Source organism: Pseudomonas benzenivorans, from assembly GCF_024397895.1.
Taxonomy (GTDB): Bacteria; Pseudomonadota; Gammaproteobacteria; order Pseudomonadales; family Pseudomonadaceae; genus Aquipseudomonas; species Aquipseudomonas benzenivorans_A.
In genome coordinates this window covers 404,349-423,908 of record NZ_CP073346.1, presented here as the reverse complement: position 1 = coordinate 423,908, position 19,560 = coordinate 404,349, and the positions used below count along the sequence as shown (strand labels likewise).

Here is a 19,560-nt window from a genome sequence, read left to right as displayed (position 1 = left end):
CAAGGGCTATGCGGTCTGAAGAATCGATCTTGGCGGGCGGCTAAATCGCCTGACTGCTGTACGAAAATACAATGCTAAGTTATTGATTCTTTTATGGTAGAGTGCGCGCTTTCGTGATGCTCATAGAGACACCCTTTCTCTTTGGAATCAGAAGGTTAGGCACTGCTAGCCGTCACCTTGACAGGGTGGGGGCGTTGGTTTGAAGCCAACTGTGCCTGCCAAATTCGATAAAAAGGGTCGCTGATGCGACCCTTTTTTATTGGGCGGCTTGCCAGCTAGAAGGCTTTCTGGAAGCATCCCTTTTTCCGTTATGCACAGACCTCCAGTGACTCTGGTTCGGTTTCGGTTGGCTCGAGAGCTCCTGTCACTGTAAGGCAGGTATACCGCCGGATCGCTTACTGGCTCATCCCAACCCACGTGGCCTTTGGTAGAGGTCACCACTAGGAGAGGAGGCGCCATGCCCATCATTACTCTTCCCGACGGCAGTCAGCGTTCGTTCGATCACCCGGTCACCGTGGCCGAGGTGGCGCAATCCATTGGTGCGGGTCTGGCCAAGGCCACCGTGGCCGGTAAGGTCGATGGCAAGCTGGTCGATGCGTGCGACCCGATCACCGCTGACGCGACCCTGCAGATCATTACCCCGAAGGACGAAGAGGGGCTGGAGATCATCCGCCACTCTTGCGCGCACTTGATCGGTCATGCGGTCAAGCAGCTGTTTCCGACGGCGAAGATGGTGATCGGTCCGGTCATTGAGGAAGGCTTCTACTACGACATCGCCTACGAGCGTCCCTTCACGCCGGATGACGTGGCCGCCATCGAGCAGCGCATGCAGCAGCTGATCGAGAAGGACTACGACGTCATCAAGAAGGTCACGCCGCGCGCCGAGGTCATCGAGGTCTTCAAGTCGCGTGACGAGGATTACAAGCTGCGCCTGGTCGAGGATATGCCGGACGAGCAGGCCATGGGTCTGTACTACCACGAAGAATACGTCGACATGTGCCGTGGCCCGCACGTGCCGAATACCCGTTTCCTCAAATCGTTCAAGCTGACCAAGTTGTCCGGCGCCTATTGGCGCGGTGACGCCAAGAACGAGCAGCTGCAGCGCGTTTATGGCACGGCCTGGGCTGACAAGAAGCAGTTGGCGGCCTATATCCAGCGCATCGAGGAAGCCGAGAAGCGCGATCATCGCAAGATCGGCAAGCGCCTGAATCTGTTCCATACCCAAGAAGAAGCGCCGGGCATGGTGTTCTGGCACCCGAATGGCTGGACGCTCTACCAGGTGCTCGAGCAGTACATGCGTAAGGTGCAGCGCGAGCACGGTTACCTGGAAATCAAGACGCCGCAGGTGGTCGACCGCTCGCTGTGGGAGAAGTCCGGGCACTGGGCCAACTACGCCGAGAACATGTTCACCACCGAGTCGGAAAGCCGCGATTACGCGATCAAGCCGATGAACTGCCCCTGCCACGTGCAGGTGTTCAATCAGGGCTTGAAGAGCTACCGCGAGCTGCCGATGCGTCTGGCCGAGTTTGGCGCCTGTCACCGCAACGAGCCGTCCGGTGCGCTGCACGGCATCATGCGAGTGCGTGGCTTCACGCAGGACGATGCGCACATCTTCTGCACCGAAGAGCAGATGCAGGCCGAATCGGCGGACTTCATCAGGCTGACCCAGTCGGTCTACGCCGACTTCGGTTTCTCGGATATCCAGCTCAAGCTGTCGACTCGTCCGGAAAAGCGTGTGGGCTCCGACGAGCTCTGGGATCGCGCCGAGGCGGCGCTGGCTGCTGCCCTGGATAGCGCCGGACTGCCTTATGACCTGCAGCCGGGGGAGGGCGCCTTTTACGGGCCGAAGATCGAGTTCTCGCTGAAAGACTGTCTCGGTAGGGTCTGGCAGTGTGGTACCCTGCAGCTCGATTTCAACCTGCCGGTCCGTCTGGGGGCGGAATTCGTCAGCGAGGACAACAGTCGCAAGCATCCGGTGATGCTGCACCGTGCCATCCTGGGTTCGTTCGAGCGCTTCATCGGTATTCTGATCGAGCACTACGAAGGTGCGTTCCCGGCGTGGCTGGCGCCGACTCAGGCGGTGGTGATGAATATCACCGACAAACAGGCCGAATTTGCCCTCGAAGTCGAAAAAACTCTGGCTCAAAGCGGTTTTCGTGCCAAGTCTGACTTGAGAAACGAAAAAATCGGCTTTAAAATCCGCGAGCATACTTTGCTCAAGGTTCCCTATCTCTTGGTTATTGGAGATCGGGAGGTTGAGACGCAAACTGTCGCCGTGCGTACCCGCGAAGGTGCTGACCTGGGCTCCATGCCCGTCGCCCAATTCGCTGATTTCCTCGCGCAGGCGGTTTCCCGGCGTGGTCGCCAAGATTTGGAGTAATCATTATTAAGCGTGAAATGAGACAAGATAAACGAACTGCACCGAAAGCCCCGATCAACGAGAATATCTCGGCACGCGAGGTTCGGTTAATTGGCGCGGATGGCGAGCAGATTGGCATCGTCTCTATTGAAGAAGCGCTTAGCGCGGCTGAAGAAGCCAAGCTAGATCTGGTGGAAATTTCCGCCGATGCCGTGCCTCCGGTTTGCCGGATCATGGACTACGGCAAGCACCTGTTCGAAAAGAAGAAGCAGGTTGCTGCGGCGAAGAAGAATCAGAAGCAAGTCCAGATCAAAGAAATCAAGTTTCGTCCAGGGACGGAGGAAGGGGATTACCAGGTAAAACTACGCAACCTGGTACGTTTCCTTAGTGAGGGGGACAGGGCCAAGGTATCCTTGCGATTCCGTGGCCGTGAGATGGCGCATCAGGAGCTGGGCATGGAGTTGTTGAAGCGGGTCGAAAACGACCTCGCCGAATACGGCTCGGTTGAACAGCATCCAAAGATGGAAGGACGCCAGCTGATAATGGTCATCGCCCCCAAAAAGAAGAAGTAACCTCCAGGGCACGGCAGGCCTTGCGGTTATGTTTATCAACTGAATGCGGAGTATCCGAACATGCCAAAGATGAAAACCAAGAGCGGTGCAGCGAAGCGTTTTTTGAAAACCGCTTCCGGCTTCAAGCACAAGCACGCTTTCAAGAGCCACATCCTGACCAAAATGTCCACCAAGCGTAAGCGTCAACTGCGTGGTAGCAGCTTGCTGCACCCGTCTGACGTGGCAAAAGTGGAGCGCATGCTGCGCGTTCGTTAATTCGGTCAAGATTTAGAGGAAATTACTCATGGCTCGTGTAAAGCGCGGCGTTATCGCTCGCAAGCGTCACAAAAAAATTCTGAAACTCGCTAAAGGCTACTACGGTGCGCGTTCGCGCGTATTCCGCGTCGCCAAGCAGGCAGTGATCAAGGCAGGCCAGTACGCCTACCGCGACCGCCGTCAGCGCAAGCGTCAGTTCCGTGCCCTGTGGATCGCTCGTATCAACGCTGGTGCGCGTGTCAACGGTCTGTCCTACAGCCGTCTGATCGCTGGCCTGAAAAAAGCGTCCATCGAGATCGACCGTAAGGTTCTGGCTGATCTGGCAGTGAACGAAAAAGCGGCGTTTGCTGCGATTGTCGAGAAAGCGAAAGCCGTACTGGCTTAAGTCCCCGACAATCACCGGGCTTGCCCGGTGCTAAACGTCACCAATAGGGGAAGAGCCTTCAAGCTCTTCCCCTATTTCGTATCTGGAGTCTGTAAATGGAAAATCTGGATGTGCTGGTCTCGCAAGCGCTTGAGGCCGTTAGCCACACCGACGATGTGAACGCCCTGGAGCAACTGCGGGTTCACTATCTGGGCAAGAAGGGCGAGCTGACCCAGGTGATGAAGACCCTGGGCAACCTGTCGGCGGAAGAGCGTCCGCAAGCCGGTGCTTTGATCAACGCGGCCAAGGATCGGGTCCAGGACGCGCTGAACACCCGCAAGGCGGCACTCGAGCAGGCCGCGCTGAGCGCCAAGCTGGCCGCCGAGCGCATCGACGTGACCCTGCCGGGCCGCGGCCAGGCCTCTGGCGGTCTGCATCCGGTCACCCGGACTCTTGAACGGGTCGAGCAATTCTTCACTCGGATAGGCTACGGCATCGCCGAAGGCCCCGAGGTGGAAAACGACTATCACAACTTTGAGGCGCTCAATATCCCCGGCCACCACCCGGCGCGGGCGATGCATGACACCTTCTACTTCAACGCGAACATGCTGCTGCGTACCCATACCTCGCCGGTACAGGTGCGCACCATGGAGTCGCAGCAGCCGCCGATCCGCATCGTCTGCCCGGGGCGTGTTTATCGCTGCGATTCCGATATCACCCACTCGCCGATGTTCCATCAGGTCGAAGGCCTGTTGGTCGATGAGGGCGTCAGCTTCGCCGACCTCAAGGGCACCATCGAGGAGTTCCTGCGGGTGTTCTTCGAAAAGCCACTGGGCGTGCGCTTTCGCCCGTCGTTCTTCCCCTTCACGGAGCCATCGGCCGAAGTCGACATGCAGTGCGTGATGTGCAGCGGCAAGGGCTGCCGCGTGTGCAAGCAGACCGGCTGGCTTGAAGTGATGGGCTGCGGCATGGTTCACCCGAACGTGCTGCGCATGTCCGGCATTGACCCCGAGAAGTACCAGGGTTTTGCCTTCGGCATGGGTGTAGAGCGTCTCGCCATGCTGCGTTACGGCGTCAACGACTTGCGCCTGTTCTTCGATAACGACCTGCGATTCCTGGCGCAATTTCGCTAGAGCCGCACGACCGTAACCGAATTGTTTTAGGAGAGCAGGATGAAATTCAGTGAACAATGGCTGCGCACCTGGGTAAACCCGCAGGTTTCCCGCGATGAACTGGTGGCGCGCCTTTCCATGGCCGGTCTCGAGGTCGACAGCGTAACGCCGGCCGCTGGTGCCTTCAGTGGGATCGTGGTGGGCGAGGTGCTGGCCACCGAGCAGCATCCGGATGCCGACAAGCTGCGCGTCTGCCAGGTCAGCAACGGTGCCGAGACCTTTCAGGTGGTTTGTGGTGCGCCGAACGTGCGCCCTGGCCTGAAGATTCCGTTCGCCATGATCGGCGCCGAGCTGCCGGGTGATTTCAAGATCAAGAAAGCCAAGCTGCGTGGTGTCGAGTCCAACGGCATGCTCTGCTCGGCCTCAGAGTTGCAGATCAGCGACGATAATGACGGCCTCATGGAGCTGCCTGGCGACGCGCCGGTGGGTCAGGATATCCGCGCCTATCTGGAGCTGGATGACGCCAGCATCGAAGTCGATCTGACTCCGAACCGTGGCGACTGCCTGTCGTTGGCCGGCTTGGCTCGCGAGGTTAGCGCGCTGTACGGTGCGCCCGTCGCTCGTCCGCAGATTGCTGCCGTGGCGGCCAGCCACGATGAGGTGCGCCCAGTCGAGGTGCTGTCCACCCAGGCCTGTCCGCGTTACCTGGGGCGGGTAGTGCGCAATGTCGACCTGTCCCGGCCGACGCCGCTGTGGATGGTCGAGCGTCTGCGCCGTGCCGACGTGCGCAGCATCGATGCCGCCGTCGACGTCACCAACTATGTGATGCTCGAACTTGGCCAGCCGATGCATGCTTTCGACCTGGCGGAAATCAAGGAAGGTATTCGCGTGCGCATGGCCGAGGAGGGCGAGAAGCTGGTCCTGCTCGACGGCCAGGAAGTCAGCCTGCGTGCCGATACCCTGGTCATCGCTGACCACCAGCGCGCCCTGGCGATCGCCGGCGTAATGGGCGGTGAGCACAGCGGGGTCAGCGCGAAAACCCGCGATCTGTTCCTGGAAAGTGCCTTCTTCGACACCATTGCGATTGCCGGCAAGGCGCGTTCCTACGGGCTGCATACCGATTCATCGCACCGCTTCGAACGTGGCGTGGACTGGCAACTGGCGCGCGAGGCCATGGAGCGGGCGACCGCTCTGCTGCTGGAGATCGTCGGCGGTGAGGCGGGGCCGGTTATCGAGGTGGTCGATGCGGCGCAACTGCCGAACGTGGCGCCTGTTACTCTGCGTGCCGAGCGCATCGAGCAGATGCTTGGGCTGAAGATGGACGACGCCGAAGTCGAGCGGATGCTGAGCGCCCTTGGCCTAAGCGTTAGCGCCAGCGGCGATGGGCAGTGGCGGGTTGAAGTACCCAGCCATCGCTTCGACATCAGCCTGGAAGTGGACCTGATCGAAGAACTGGGCCGTCTTTACGGGTACAACCGTTTGCCAGTGCGTTATCCGCAGGCGCGCCTGGCGCCACAGGCCAAGACGGAAGCGGCGGTCGAACTGCCCGCGCTGCGTCGACTGCTGGTGGCGCGCGGTTATCAGGAGGCGATCACCTACAGCTTCATCGATCCAAAGCAGTTCGAGCTGTTCAATCCGGGCGTTGAGCCCTTGATGTTGGCCAATCCCATCTCCACTGACATGGCCGCCATGCGTTCGTCGCTGTGGCCGGGCCTGGTCAAGGCGCTGGAGCACAACCTCAATCGCCAGCAGTCGCGTGTGCGCCTGTTCGAGAGCGGCCTGCGCTTCGTTGGCCAATTGGCGGATTTGAAGCAGGAGGCCATGCTGGCCGGGGTCGTAGCTGGCAGTCGCCTGCCAGAAGGCTGGGCGCACGGTCGCGATGGCGTCGACTTCTATGACGTCAAGGCCGATGTTGAGGCGCTGCTCGCCAGCGCGGGTGCGGCGGATTGCTTCAGTTTCGTGCCGGGTGAGCACCCCGCATTACATCCGGGGCAAACTGCGCGCATCGAGCGCGAAGGGCGCCTGGTCGGCTTCGTCGGTGCGATTCACCCTGAATTGGCCAAGACGCTGGGGCTCGATCAGCCGGTCTACCTGTTCGAGCTACTGTTGAGCGAAGTCATCGAAGGGCGGCTGCCCGCGTTCCGTGAGCTGTCGCGATTCCCCGAGGTACGCCGCGACCTTGCGCTGCTGGTGGATCGCGAGGTGCCGGCCGAAGCGCTGTTGTCAGCCATACGGGAGGCCGCCGGAGAGTGGCTGACCGACCTCAGGCTATTTGACGTGTATCACGGTAAAGGTATTGATCCGCATAGAAAAAGCCTTGCCGTCGGCTTGACCTGGCAGCATCCATCGCGCACTCTTAATGATGACGAGGTGGGAACCACAACGCAGAACATCCTCACCTCCCTGGAACAAAGGTTCAACGCCACGTTAAGGAAGTAGCGTATGGGGGCTCTGACGAAAGCTGAAATGGCGGAACGTCTGTATGAAGAGCTAGGCCTGAATAAACGGGAAGCCAAGGAGTTGGTCGAACTGTTCTTCGAAGAGATCCGCCAAGCGCTGGAACTCAACGAGCAGGTCAAGCTCTCGGGGTTCGGCAACTTCGATCTGCGCGATAAGCGTCAGCGCCCCGGTCGTAATCCAAAAACGGGAGAGGAAATTCCGATCACGGCACGCCGTGTGGTGACTTTCCGTCCAGGCCAGAAACTTAAAGCCAGGGTCGAGGCTTATGCTGGAACCAAGTCATAACGACGAATTACCTGCCATACCCGGCAAGCGGTATTTCACGATCGGCGAGGTTAGCGAGCTCTGTGCGGTAAAGCCGCACGTCCTGCGCTATTGGGAGCAGGAGTTCCCCCAGCTCAACCCGGTCAAGCGTCGCGGAAATCGGCGTTATTATCAGCGACAGGATGTGCTGATGATCCGCCAGATTCGCGCGCTGTTGTACGACCAGGGCTTTACCATTGGCGGGGCGCGGCAGCGCCTCTCCGGCGATGAAGCCAGGGATGACACCACTCAGTACAAGCAATTGATCAAGCAGATGATCACTGAGTTGGAAGATGTCCTGATGGTCCTTCGAAAATAGCGAACGATTCAAAAAAGTTTCCATATTTCAGAAGCTTAGTGTATAGTTCGCGGCGTTTTCGAGATTAAGAAAACAGATTCACGCCTAGTCGGGGCGTAGCGCAGCCTGGTAGCGCACTTGCATGGGGTGCAAGGGGTCGAGTGTTCGAATCACTCCGTCCCGACCATATATTTCAACGATTTAGCCCGGTTCCGAAAGGTCCGGGCTTTTTCGTATAGGGACTTTTGCGGGACTTTCTTCATCCTGCCATCCTCCTCAGTATTGTCAGCGCCGGCCCGCGGGAGTCGGTCGCCGATATCTTGTTGGCTTCATCGATCAGCTTGCCCAGTTCTGCGGCCGAGTAATGGCTGGTGATGCTGCCGTCCTTGTGGCCGAGCAAGGCCTTCCTGTCTTCCTCCGTTACCCCGGCTGCCCTGAGTCTTCGACCGAAGGTGTGCTTCAGGTCGTGAACGCGGATCGAGGCAAATCCTGATAGAGCCGGACGCAGAAAACGCTCCTGAAGCTTCTCTGCCGTCCCGACCCTGGCTTTCTTCCAGGCCGAGTCGCGACATGCTGTAGCAGGCCAAAATCGGACTGATCGAGTGGGCGAAGTAGGCGGTACTGAAGGGGTACCAAGATGAGAACTCGCTACCGACCGTCTCTTTAGAGAGCAACTCTCTTGAACGCTCCCTTGGCCTTCCAGCTTGCTGTCTTGACTGGGCGAAACTTGGAAGTGATCGCGATAGGCAACCGGCGGCGACTTGCCCATCCGACTCATTCCGGCTTAACCACCGCGTGCTGGGCGACCTCTTGCGGCCCTGGCGTTGTCTGGCGCCCAAGTTGCAGCGTGCACACCCCCACTAGGATGGCGATCATCGCCGCGATGTCCAGCGCCTCGACCGGCTCGCCCACCCAGAGCACGCCGATCGCCAGTGCCACCAACGGCGGCAGGTAGGTCACGCTGGCGGCGACGACGGCCCCGAGCCGCTGCACCAGCACGTAGTAGAGAACGAAGGCGAGCCCGGTACCGCACAAGCCGAGGCCGGCGATCAGCCCCCAGGTAGCGCGGCTGTCCTGGTAGAGCCTGTCGATGCCAGCGAGATCGGTCACCAGGAGCAGCACCAGGCAGGCCAAACCCATCTGGTAGGTGGCCAGCGCCACGGCCGGTAGCTGCAGTGGGCTGATGAACTTGCGCGCGTAGACGAAGGAAACGCCCACGCTCATGGAGCCGGCCAGCATGTAAGCCACCCCGGCCAGGTCGACATCGCCGATGCCGGTCCAGGGGCGGGCGATCAGCAGGATGCCCAAGAAGCCCAGCAGCGTGCCGCCCACCGACTTCGGGTTCAGTGGCTCGTCGCGCAGGAATACCAGCGCGGCAACGAAGGCGAACAGCGGGATGGCCCCGCTGAGCATGCCGGCCACGCTTGACAGCAGCAGGGCCGTGCCCTGGGCGAAGGCGAAGTAGTAGGCGGCCGTCGCCAGCAGCGACATGACGAAGAAGTGATGGAGGTGGCGCAGGTGGCGCCAGCTCAGCACTCGCATGCTCAGGGCCAGGGTGAGGATCGGCAGAAAGCCGAACACGACCCGCAGCAGGGTGATCTGCGCAGGACTGATCCACTGCGCCGCCCACTTCATGAAAATGAAGTTGCTGCCCCAGACCAGCCCCAGCAGGACGAAGGCAACGTAGCCCAGATGCTTGTTCAGGGTAGGTGCTCCTGTGCTCAGACCGAGCGGGTGATGCCGCCATCGACCCGCAGGTTCTGCCCGGTGATGTAGCCCGCACCCTCGGAGGCGAGGAAAGCGATGGTCGCGGCGATTTCTTCGGCCCGGCCGTAACGGCCCATGGGAATGCGCGCGCGGAACGGCTCCTGCTCGGGCAGGCTGTCGATAAACCCCGGCAGCACGTTGTTCATGCGCACGTTGTCGGCCGCGTATTGGTCGGCGAACAGCTTGCTGAAGGCCGCCAGGCCGGCGCGGAATACCCCGGAGGTGGGGAATACCGGGTCGGGCTCGAAGGCCGCGAAGGTCGAAATGTTGATGATGCTGCCCGATCGCTGCGCGACCATGCTCGGGGTCACCAGGCGCGCCATGCGGATCGCGCTCAGCAGGTAGACGTCGAGCCCCTGGTGCCACTGCTCGTCGCTCAATTCGAGCAGCGGCGCGCGCGGCCCGTGGCCGGCGCTGTTGACCAGCACGTCGATGCGCCCCCAGCGTTCGAGCGTCAGGTCGACCAGGCGCTGCAGGTCGTCGTTGGACTGGTTGGAGCCGGTGACGCCGAGCCCGCCCAGCTGCTCGGCCAGGGCCTCACCCTTGCCCGAGGCGGAGAGGATCGCCACCCTGAAGCCGTCGGCGGCCAGGCGTCTGGCCGCCGCGGCGCCCATGCCGCTGCCGGCGGCCGTGAGGATGGCTACTTTTTCTACAGACATATGACCTCCTGGTGAGCGCCCTAGGTCAGCGCTGGATATTCGTCAACATTCGATTAACTATAGGGGCATGAACGCCTCGGCTCGAACCAGTTCGGTTGCCTTATGACTGTAGAAAAACTACATGGATAGAAAAAATTCGACGCGCTTGCCGCCCCTCAATTCCCTGCGCGTTTTCGATGCGGTCGCCCAGCAGCTGAACTTCCGCCTGGCGGCCGAACAGCTGAACGTCACCCAGGGCGCGGTGGCGCAGCAGATCCGCAAGCTCGAGGACGACCTGGGCGTGCGCCTGTTCGTGCGCGAGGCTCATGGGGTGGCCTTGACGGACGCCGGACGGGCCTACCTGCCGAACATCCGACGCGCCTTCGAGCTGATCGGCGACGCCACCGCAAGCCTGCGCGCCACCCCCGCGCGCCTGACCATCAGCGTCACGCCGACTTTCGCAGCCAAGTGGCTGCTGTCCAGGCTGCCGGGGTTCGTGGCCGCCAATCCGCTGATCGACCTGCGTATCCTCGCGACCGAGCAGCTGTCGAGCTTCCATGCCGACGGCGTCGACCTCGCCATCCGCCAGGGCCGACCGCCGTTCGGACCGGGCCTTGAGGTGGACTTCCTGTTTCCCCAGGAGTTGATCGCGGTGTGCAGCCCCAGCTTGCTCGCCGCGCTGGACGCCCCCCTGACCCCGGCCAGCCTGAGCGGCCAGGTGCTGCTTGAGGACAGTCACAGCCTCTGGCCGGCGTTTTTCGAGCAGGCGTTAGGTCAACCCCATGTGGTCGGGAGCAAGCGCCTGCAGTTCAACCAGACCAGCCTGGCCATCGATGCGGCGATAGCGGGCCAGGGCATCGCGCTGGCCAGCCGCTTTCTGCTGCAGGCTGAGCTGGCATCCGGGCGCCTGGTCCAGCCATTCGCCGCGGAGTTACGCGGCAACCTGGATTTCTACGTGGTGGTGCCGCGCAAGCAACGCCACCCCGAACCGACCGAGGCGGTGCGCGACTGGCTGCTCGGGGAAGGCGGGCAGAAAAGATCTGCATAGACTGAAGGTTGGCTTCTGAGCGGCTGCTGTCGACCGATTGTGTTGATAAAGCCGGACTTGACTGGAGCCGCCTTTCCAGAGCTCAAGTACGCATGATCTGAACGTTGTTGCGTAAAAACCACGGCGGTTCCGTCTTCCGCTACGGCTTAGATTTCAACGTAGGCAAAGCTCTTTTGTGGGCAGAAATCACAAAGGGACTTTTCAACAGAATCGACCAGCGTAGGAATACCAATGTGGCCCCAGAAGGGGTTCCGCGTGCACCAGACGCATGGTCGCTTCCGATAAAGCGAGCGAATCTAAAGGACGCGCTGTACCAAGGACCCAACGCCAATCGCTCGGGGCAGACCTGGAGCGCATTTCCAGCGCGCCCGCGATCCTCAACTTCCGGTGATTGCTGGAGTGGCAGGGACTTTAGGCGGGTGGCCTGTTCGCGACCAGCGGCCGCTTGGGCGACCACGACCGTACTGCCGCTACTACACATTTCTTAAGTCACTCGACACATCCTCAAGGCTCTTCGATAACGCTGCGACTTCAGGATGCCGCGCGGCCCTTTCGCAGCTGCAATACCAGCCGCAAAGGCTCTGCAGCGTACTTTCCTTCCGGGGCTTGTCCAGTCGGCGCTCGAGCGAACGAGTGAACGTCCACCACGGCGGGGCGTGCTACTCCCAGGGCTGCTCTCTCCCTGGGATAGAGCTGAGTGCTGCAGCATAAGTTTTCCTACTGCTTAGCAGAAAAAATTTGAATTTTGTTCTGGTTCAATATTGCGCAGTATGAAAGCCGTAATAAGCAGGCTAAAGAATCAGATATTAGTCCAAGAACAATATGAGGAGACAGCTATGTCCAATTTCATTAAGCAAATGCCCAAGGTTTACGTTCTAGATAATGGTCGTATGAAGATGGATAAGAACTTCATGATCAGCATGCACAACCCGGCCACTATCGACAACCCGAACAAGCCCGCTGAATTGATTGAGTTCCCCATTTTTACCGTGCTCATCGATCATCCAGACGGCAAGGTGCTGTTCGACACTGCGTGCAACCCCAATAGCATGGGTGAAAACGGCAGATGGCCCAAAGAAATTCAGGACATGTTTCACTATACGGCGATGGTCAATGGCCAGGACTGCCACCTGCATAGTCGCTTGGCGGAAATCGGCGTTGACCCGCGCGATATCGACTATGTAGTCGTCTCCCACTTGCACCTTGATCATTCGGGGTGCCTGGAGTTGTTCACCAACGCCAAAATCATCGTTCACCAGAACGAGTTCAACGCCGCCCTTTCGAACTACGCACAAAACAGAACCGCCGAAGGGTTTATTTGGGACGATGTGGATGCCTGGATCAAGAACGACCTGACCTGGCGCGTAGTCAAAGAAGCTGAAGGCGATCTGGACCTGCTCGATGGAATCCGGATCCTGAACTTCGGTGGCGGTCACTCCTATGGCATGCTCGGTTTGCACATCGAACTTCCTGGCCACGGTCCGTTGATTCTTGCATCCGATGCCGTTTATTCCGCAGAAAATTACAGCAATCCGAGCCGGCTGCCCGCGACCATTTATGACTCGCTCGGTTACATGAGAACAGTCGAGAGAATCCAGAAGCTTTCCAAGCAGACCGGGTCCGATGTTTGGTTTGGTCATGACAGTGAACAGTTCAACTCCCTCATTAAATCAACTGATGGCTTCTACGAATAAGAGGACCGGCCGTGAGCAATATCATGTTTGTTGAGACATTTCGAATCAAGGTCTATGTGATCGCGGACTACTTGGAAAAGGTCTTGGCCGCTATTTCCAGTGCCACCAATCTCAAGTACGGAAACTATGATGGCGTCTCGTGGTGCTCACACCCCGGCATAGAAAGGTGCACGCCACGCGCCGGTTCCGATACCTATGGCGGGGAAATCGACAAGCCGTTTTCCATCGCCTCGACAAAGATCGAATTTTCGATCCCTCGAGATAAGGAGCTCCTTTCCAAAGTGGTTGCAAGCATTTTCGAGCACCACCCATGGGACGAGCCAGTCATCTGCATCACCGAGTCGGTAGACACTCGCAAAAACGGCGTTGTTTGACAGCAGCTCTACACCCCGTAGACGTCAAACGGAGCGGCCAGGAGAGCCTGCATCACGGCTCTCTGGCCCACTGTCTGCCTGAAGGTGCATTGGCCACTGCCGAACCGCCAATCGCCTCCGACGCTGTCGTGGAAGTACACACTGCAAAGCGCGTCGATGGATCGTCAAGCCTAATAGCGAATTGCACTATCAGCATTCAAGGCGGGCGGCAAAGCTCCAGAATGTATTTCCGACCATAAAACCAATAAATTCTCAGTGAGATCATCATGATAGGCAAGATTGCAGTAATGAAGCAGCCTGGACAGATAGAGTTCCAGGAATATGATATCCCCGCGCCCAAGCCTGGATCGATTATTACTAAAGTCCTGTGCAGTAACGTTTGTGGCTCGGAGCTGCATATATGGTGCGGCCACCACCCGAAGAAGAGTGGCGGCCTGGGCCACGAAACGGTGGGCTTGGTCCACCAGATCGGCGAAGGGGTTTTGACTGATAATGCCGGCGCCGCTATCAAGGTGGGCGACCGTATTGCCGCCACCTACTTTATCGCTTGCCAGCGCTGCCCCTCCTGCCTGTCGGGCAAACTCAACCTTTGCGAGAATGCCTACAGCTTCTGGGCCAAGCAACCAGAAGAAGCGCCGCACTTCCACACCACATTCTCGACGCATTACTACATCCATCCCGGGCAGTTTTTCTACAAGGTTCCTGACAACGTACCCGACAAATTGGCTGCCGGCGCGAACTGCGCCCTGTCGCAAGTTTACTACGGCATCGACTTGTCAGAGATCACGACCCAAGACACTCTGGTGATTCAGGGCGCAGGTGGATTGGGGATTTACGCGATCGCCCTTGCCAAACGCAAAGGGGTTAGCGTCATTGTAATTGACGCAGACAAGAATCGACTCGAACTGGCCAAGGAGTTCGGCGCCGACCATGTCATCGACATGCGCGAGCATCAGACCAAAGACGATCGAATTCAAGCGGTAAAAGCACTCACCAATGGTCGTGGCGCTGATGTTTGCCTGGAAGTGGCTGGTGTGCCCGAGGCGTTTGCCGAGGGATTGGAGTTGGTTCGTAGCGGCGGCAAGTTCGTCACGATGGGCAATGTAACCCCGGGCAAAACCATTGCCATTGACCCCGGTTATATCACCCGAAGTCAAATCACCATCATCCCGGTGATGCGCTACCAGCCCGTTTACCTGTACAAGGCGCTGAAGTTTCTGAGTGAAAACATCGAGAAACTGCCGTTTCATAAAATCCTCGATACCGAGTACTCGCTCGAAGACGTAGAACTGGCACTTTCCGACTCCATGTCGCGCAAGGTGACCCGTGCATCGATCGTGATGAAGTAAACGCCAAGCAGGACCTGAGCAGTCCGAATATCGATTAACAGACGGGCGCTGCGCGGAACCGTGTCTTAGTTTCGTAAAAGCGAGACAGTATTAGGCCGTATTGGTTGCTCAGCCGCCTCTCAGCGAGCTGGCTTCTACGACCGCAGCCAGTTTGCTGATCCCTATCCAGGCTCCTGCGCAGCTCCGTTCTCATATGGCACTGATCATCAACAATTAATTTGCCTCCGCTGAGGATTTCCAAATGACGTCTTCGATTCTTGATTCGAAAATATTTGCGCCACTGTTCCACTCGCAGGAAATGCAGCTGCTCTTCAATGACGACGCGCGTGTAAAGGCCTACCTGGAAACCGAGGCGGCCTTGGCTCGCGCCCAGGCAAAACTCGGGCTGATCCCGGAAGACGCAGCTCGGAAGATCGACGAGGCTGCGAGCACTATCCAGATTGACATGGAGCGCCTGGCCCATGACACCGGTACGGTGGGCTACCCCATTCTCGGCCTGGTGCGTCAATTGGTTGAAGCCTCCGGCAGCGAGTCCGGCGGCTACGTCCATTGGGGGGCGACCACTCAGGATATTATGGACACCGCATCGGTACTCCAGATTCGCGATGGACTGGAGGTGATCGACAGGGACCTCAAGCGGGTGGAAAAAGCGCTGATCGTGCTCGCCAAAGAGCACCGCAACACCGTAATGGCGGGGCGCACCCATCTGCAGCATGCATTGCCGGTCACCTTTGGCTACAAAGCGGCGGTCTGGCTCGACAGCCTTCGTCGCACGCAAAGCCGTCTTCAGGAGCTGCGTCCGCGCGTGCTGATGGCTCAGCTATGGGGTGCAGCAGGTACCCTGGCCTCCATCGGCGACAAGGCTGAATTGCTGACGGGCGCCGTGGCCGAAGAGCTGGACCTTGTAACCCCGAACGCTCCTTGGCATGCGACCCGAGACGGGTTTGCCGAAGTGGCTTGCGCCCTCGCGTTGATGACCGGATCGCTGAGTAAGATCGCGCTCGACATCATGATCATGTGCATGGACGAGATCTCCGAAGTTGCCGAGCCCTTCGTCAAGGATCGCGGTGCGTCGTCGACGATGCCACAGAAGCGCAATCCAATTTCCTGCGAGGTCATTCGTGGCTGCAATATGGGTGTCATCAAGGCCGCTGGATTGCTGATGGATGCCCAGGAAGCTGACTTCGAGCGGGCGACAGGCCCTTGGCACGCAGAGTGGATCGGGCTGCCCCAGGCCTTTGTCCTGGCACATTGTGCGCTTTCTCAGGCGGTCTTCTTGCTAGAGGGCCTGGAAGTGTTCCCCGATAAAATGGCCAAGAACCTCGACATCAGCAAAGGTCTTATCGTCGCCGAGGCAGCCATGATGGCGCTGGCGCCACACGTAGGCCGGCAGGCCGCTCACGACATCGTCTATGAAGCCTGCCTCGAAGCACAGAGCCATGACTGCTCCTTGTACGATGTGCTGTCGCAAAACCAGGATGTCACTCGATACATCGATCAAGATGCGCTGGTAAAGGTGCTATCGCCTTCATCCTATCTGGGGTTGTCGCAGTTGATCGTCGACAGGGTTACTGCCGGCTGAAGCAATGGAGAGCCAGTCAGAGATCCGTTGCTGGCTTGCCAGGCCGTCCTCGGTTCAGGGGAGGCCCACAGGTGTCAAGAGAAGCCAGGGCTGACCCCCTGGCTTCTGCGTTTTACAGCTGTGAATGAAGCCCTCGTGCCGGGCGTGTCCGCATCTGCCGGCGCACTCGGTACTGGAAAAGCCCATGGGGCTTGCGCGATAGCGCTCAGGCTGTGTGGATAGGCTTATTTAGCGGAATAATTGGATTTATTCGACGTCGCCTGATGCCAGAACAGGCGGCGGGGCAACATAAGCTTTTCTACTGCGTAGCAGAAATAATTTGAATTTTCTTCTGCCGCCATATTGACCACTATGTTCCATAGCAAAAAGTAAGACCTGCCAAAACCGCCAAGCCGATAGTAGGCCGCGGCGGAGAAAGTAAACAGCGAGTCCGCGTAATGTTTAAGTTATTCGGGAGGTAGAGCTAAACCCAGTACCGCCTGCCTGGCAATCAGTACACATGCTCCTGGATTAGGCTGCCCCTCAAACTGGAAGCATAGACATACGGATACATAGCGCTACACCAACGCAAAAGGAATGCCTTAACGTGCCCCGTTGAGTATCGAAAGACATTCGGCGCTGCATATTATAAAAATAAGCTAGAGGTAGATCATGAACGCCAGCTATCAAGAGTCTATAGACACTCCTATAGAGCCCGTCACCAGTACTAGAAATAACAGCAATAGAAGAATGCAAATCTTCAGCATTCTAATTGTTATCGCCGTTGCGTTACCGCTTATATTGCTGCCAGAAGAGGGTAAGGGTTTTATCGACTCGCTGTTCAAGTCGATGACGCATACGTTTGACTTTGCATTTCTATCTCTGCCGCTCGCGGCGATGGGCTTTCTGATTTATCTCGCGTGTACTCGCTACGGCGACATCAAGCTCAGTGCGGACCAGGCTGCACCCGCAGAGTTCTCCAGAAGCTCATGGATCATGATGGTGTTCCTGGCCGGTATCGCCACCGGGTTGATGCTCTGGGCGGGAACCGAATGGGCGTATCACTATGCCTGGACGCCTTTCGGGATAGAGCCGAAAACCACTGAAATGTACGTAGTGGGTCAGGCCTATGGCCTCTTTCACTGGGGCCCCTCTGCCTGGGCAATCTATTGCGTGCCCGCCATCGCGATGTCCTACATCTATTACGTGCGCAAGAAGCATATTTACAACCTCAGCGAGTCATGCCGCGGCGCGCTCGGAGGCCTGGTTGATGGTCCCGTAGGTACTTTCATCAACTATATGTTCCTGTTCGGCATCCTGGGCGCCGCCGCCACCTCTCTCGGCTTGGGCACACCCATGATCGGCATGGCCGTAGCCAGTGTGCTGGGGATCGAGCCTAGCCTCACCATGGACATCTCCATCATTCTCGCCTGTACGGCAGTCTTCACGATCAGCAGTGGACTGGGCCTGGCCAAGGGCATCAAGCGCCTGAGTATTTTCTCGACCGTGGTGACGGTGGCGATTGTGCTGTACATCCTGATGGTCGGTCCGAGCAAGTTTATTATTGGTCTTGGCTTCGATTCCGTGGGTTATGCCGTCGAAAACTTCATAAAAATGAGCACTTGGACTGACAGCGTCGGCCAAAGTGGTTTTCCGCAGGCCTGGACGGTGTTCTATTGGGCCTGGTGGATCGCCTACGCCCCCTTTATGGGCATGTTCGTAACGCGCATTTCTCAGGGAAGGACCATCCGAGAAGTGATCCTCGGCATGCTCGTCTTCGGCACTGCCGGCACTGCCATGTTCTACATCGTGGTGGGGGGCTATGGCATCGATCTGCAGATGACTGAAACCCTTGCCGTGTCGGAAATCGTCAACAGCAAAGGCGGCGCTGCAGCCATTGTCGAGATTTTCAAGACGCTGCCAGGCTCCACCCTTCTTCTGATCGCTCTGGCCGTATCCGGCATCGTGCTCCTGGCTACGACCTTCGACTCCGCCGCCTATGTACTGGCTTGCGCCACCTCCAGCGAGCTCGGTGAAGGTCAAGAGCCCGAAAAGTCCAACCGCCTGTTCTGGTGTTTCGTGATCACGATCCTGCCGCTGGCACTGCTGTTCGTGGGGGGGCTGAAAAGCATGCAGACGGCATCGGTGATCGTCGCGCTACCACTGTTGCTGATTCTGTTCTGCATGATGATCACCACGATGCGCTATATGATGGAGGATCGGGCTGCCGAGGAGGCGACTCGAATCGGGCGCTCGCAATGAACTGCGCAATAATGTGGCGGGGAGCGTAATAGTTCGCGAGTCGAGCCGACTGAGGTTCCAGGGATTGCTGACTAGCAGAGCGAAACAGTTGCTCAAGCCTAGGCAATCCCTGGTCGACCTGGTTAGACGAATGAGGATCAGACGATGAAAAGACCGCCGCCGCATAATTGGTTGTTCGTTTTCAAGATTATCGTCGAGTCAGGCTCGATTACCGAAGCCTCGGAAAGGCTCAACGTGTCGCAGTCTGCCGTTAGCCAGCAGATCAAGTCCCTGGAGGACTATCTGGGCGCGCGCCTGATCGTAAGAGGAAAGAAAGGCATTTCCCTGACTGACGTAGGCAAGCATTACTACAATGTCATAAAAGTTGCCTTGGAAAAAATTTCCGCCACCACCGATCAGCTGTTTGGCTCTGGGCACACCGACATCGTCACCATAAAGTCAAACTATTCCTTTGCCGATACTTGGCTGTCCGGAAAAATTCATGAGTTTCACAAGCTCTACCCGGACACCCAGGTCGAATTGTACTCCGGTCTATGGCTCACTGATTTCGGTGAAATCGGACGCGGAATAGAAATTCGTTATGGCGACGGGACCTGGAGTGACGCCAAATGCTACCAGCTCACCCAAGATAATATTTTTCCGGTTTGTTCGCCCGCGACGCACAGTGCGATAAACAGGCTTGAAGATATATTCGATCACCCCCTGGTGTCCGTGATGGGCAACAAGACTGGATGGCAGGAGTGGTCCAGCGAACATCAGCGAAGCCTGCACATCAAGGCCAGCAATCTGCATGTCGAGAGCAATTTATTGGCCTACAAGGCTGCAGCGTCAGGGAACTACATAGCGCTGGGAATAAATTCGCTGGTCGATGGATTTCTTGACGATGGAAGCCTGGTGAGGCTCGAATACGGCGACATGAAAAGCCGCGAAAATTTCTTTATCGTAGAGCCGGAGTACTACAGCATCTCCCCTAAAGAAATGCAATTTGCCGAGTGGATGAAGTCAGAATTCAAGCCGGTTAAATAACACAGTCACGTCAGTTGGCCGGTCAACGGGCACGCGCCTTTCACACCGGCCATACCGGCAAGCCGCTCATCAAAAACAATCAACCGCTATTAGAGTGGAATGGATTTGTTCGTCCATT

Annotated in this window: 17 protein-coding genes, 1 tRNA gene and 1 pseudogene; 16 read left to right on the top strand and 3 right to left on the bottom strand. The window is 58.1% G+C overall.

Annotated elements, in window-relative coordinates; all coding sequences use genetic code 11:
• Positions 1-457: 457 nt before the first annotated feature.
• From thrS to KDW96_RS01800, 9 genes are all read left to right on the top strand, one after another.
• Positions 458-2,380, top strand: coding sequence for a threonine--tRNA ligase (gene thrS, locus KDW96_RS01840; RefSeq protein WP_255840610.1), 1,923 nt, complete (start codon positions 458-460; stop codon positions 2,378-2,380).
• Positions 2,380-2,931 (top strand): translation initiation factor IF-3, encoded by a 552-nt coding sequence (gene infC, locus KDW96_RS01835; RefSeq protein ID WP_255840609.1) that lies wholly within the window; start codon positions 2,380-2,382, stop codon positions 2,929-2,931. Before thrS ends, infC begins: the two co-directional genes overlap by 1 nt.
• A 60-nt stretch (positions 2,932-2,991) precedes the next feature.
• Entirely contained in the window at positions 2,992-3,186 is a 195-nt protein-coding gene (rpmI, locus tag KDW96_RS01830; RefSeq protein ID WP_009394045.1) for a 50S ribosomal protein L35, read from the top strand.
• A gap of 28 nt (positions 3,187-3,214) precedes the next feature.
• Complete coding sequence (gene rplT, locus KDW96_RS01825; protein ID WP_058069470.1) at positions 3,215-3,571, top strand: 50S ribosomal protein L20; 357 nt, start codon at positions 3,215-3,217, stop codon at positions 3,569-3,571.
• A 95-nt stretch (positions 3,572-3,666) separates the two neighbouring features.
• Positions 3,667-4,683, top strand: coding sequence for a phenylalanine--tRNA ligase subunit alpha (gene pheS / locus KDW96_RS01820; protein ID WP_255838692.1), 1,017 nt, complete (start codon positions 3,667-3,669; stop codon positions 4,681-4,683).
• A 39-nt stretch (positions 4,684-4,722) separates the two neighbouring features.
• Positions 4,723-7,101 carry a phenylalanine--tRNA ligase subunit beta gene (pheT, locus tag KDW96_RS01815; RefSeq protein WP_255838691.1) on the top strand — a complete coding sequence of 793 codons (2,379 nt, stop codon included), beginning with the start codon at positions 4,723-4,725 and terminating at the stop codon, positions 7,099-7,101.
• 3 nt (positions 7,102-7,104) lie between these two features.
• Positions 7,105-7,407, top strand: a complete 303-nt coding sequence (gene ihfA / locus KDW96_RS01810) for an integration host factor subunit alpha (protein WP_003243414.1) — start codon at positions 7,105-7,107, stop codon at positions 7,405-7,407.
• A complete protein-coding gene (locus tag KDW96_RS01805; RefSeq protein ID WP_208709890.1) occupies positions 7,388-7,744 on the top strand; it encodes a MerR family transcriptional regulator in 357 nt (118 codons plus the stop codon). Before ihfA ends, KDW96_RS01805 begins: the two co-directional genes overlap by 20 nt.
• A gap of 89 nt (positions 7,745-7,833) precedes the next feature.
• A tRNA-Pro gene (locus KDW96_RS01800) sits at positions 7,834-7,910 on the top strand.
• Positions 7,911-7,982: 72 nt separating this feature from the next.
• Here KDW96_RS01800 and KDW96_RS01795 read toward each other — a convergent pair.
• From KDW96_RS01795 to KDW96_RS01785, 3 genes and pseudogenes are all read right to left on the bottom strand, one after another.
• Positions 7,983-8,291, bottom strand: a pseudogene (locus KDW96_RS01795) (tyrosine-type recombinase/integrase); the annotation flags it as partial.
• 206 nt (positions 8,292-8,497) lie between these two features.
• Entirely contained in the window at positions 8,498-9,358 is an 861-nt protein-coding gene (locus KDW96_RS01790) for a DMT family transporter (protein WP_255838690.1), read from the bottom strand.
• Positions 9,359-9,444: 86 nt separating this feature from the next.
• Complete coding sequence (locus tag KDW96_RS01785; protein ID WP_255838689.1) at positions 9,445-10,149, bottom strand: SDR family oxidoreductase; 705 nt, start codon at positions 10,147-10,149, stop codon at positions 9,445-9,447.
• 121 nt (positions 10,150-10,270) lie between these two features.
• Here KDW96_RS01785 and KDW96_RS01780 point away from each other — a divergent pair, with 121 nt between their 5' ends.
• The 7 genes from KDW96_RS01780 to KDW96_RS01750 all read left to right on the top strand — a co-directional run bounded on the left by KDW96_RS01780 (position 10,271) and on the right by KDW96_RS01750 (position 19,442).
• Entirely contained in the window at positions 10,271-11,176 is a 906-nt protein-coding gene (locus KDW96_RS01780) for a LysR substrate-binding domain-containing protein (protein ID WP_255838688.1), read from the top strand.
• 836 nt (positions 11,177-12,012) lie between these two features.
• Positions 12,013-12,870 carry an N-acyl homoserine lactonase family protein gene (locus KDW96_RS01775; RefSeq protein WP_255838687.1) on the top strand — a complete coding sequence of 286 codons (858 nt, stop codon included), beginning with the start codon at positions 12,013-12,015 and terminating at the stop codon, positions 12,868-12,870.
• An 11-nt stretch (positions 12,871-12,881) separates the two neighbouring features.
• On the top strand, positions 12,882-13,244 hold the full coding sequence (locus KDW96_RS01770) for a YqfO family protein (protein WP_255838686.1): 363 nt from the start codon (positions 12,882-12,884) through the stop codon (positions 13,242-13,244).
• Between the two features lie 266 nt (positions 13,245-13,510).
• A complete protein-coding gene (locus tag KDW96_RS01765; protein ID WP_255838685.1) occupies positions 13,511-14,593 on the top strand; it encodes a zinc-binding dehydrogenase in 1,083 nt (360 codons plus the stop codon).
• A 241-nt stretch (positions 14,594-14,834) separates the two neighbouring features.
• Positions 14,835-16,175: a class-II fumarase/aspartase family protein gene (locus KDW96_RS01760; protein ID WP_255838684.1), complete on the top strand. Its 1,341-nt coding sequence runs from the start codon at positions 14,835-14,837 to the stop codon at positions 16,173-16,175.
• A 729-nt stretch (positions 16,176-16,904) separates the two neighbouring features.
• Positions 16,905-18,416: a BCCT family transporter gene (locus KDW96_RS01755; RefSeq protein WP_255838683.1), complete on the top strand. Its 1,512-nt coding sequence runs from the start codon at positions 16,905-16,907 to the stop codon at positions 18,414-18,416.
• Between the two features lie 144 nt (positions 18,417-18,560).
• Entirely contained in the window at positions 18,561-19,442 is an 882-nt protein-coding gene (locus KDW96_RS01750) for a LysR family transcriptional regulator (RefSeq protein WP_255838682.1), read from the top strand.
• Positions 19,443-19,560: the final 118 nt, after the last annotated feature.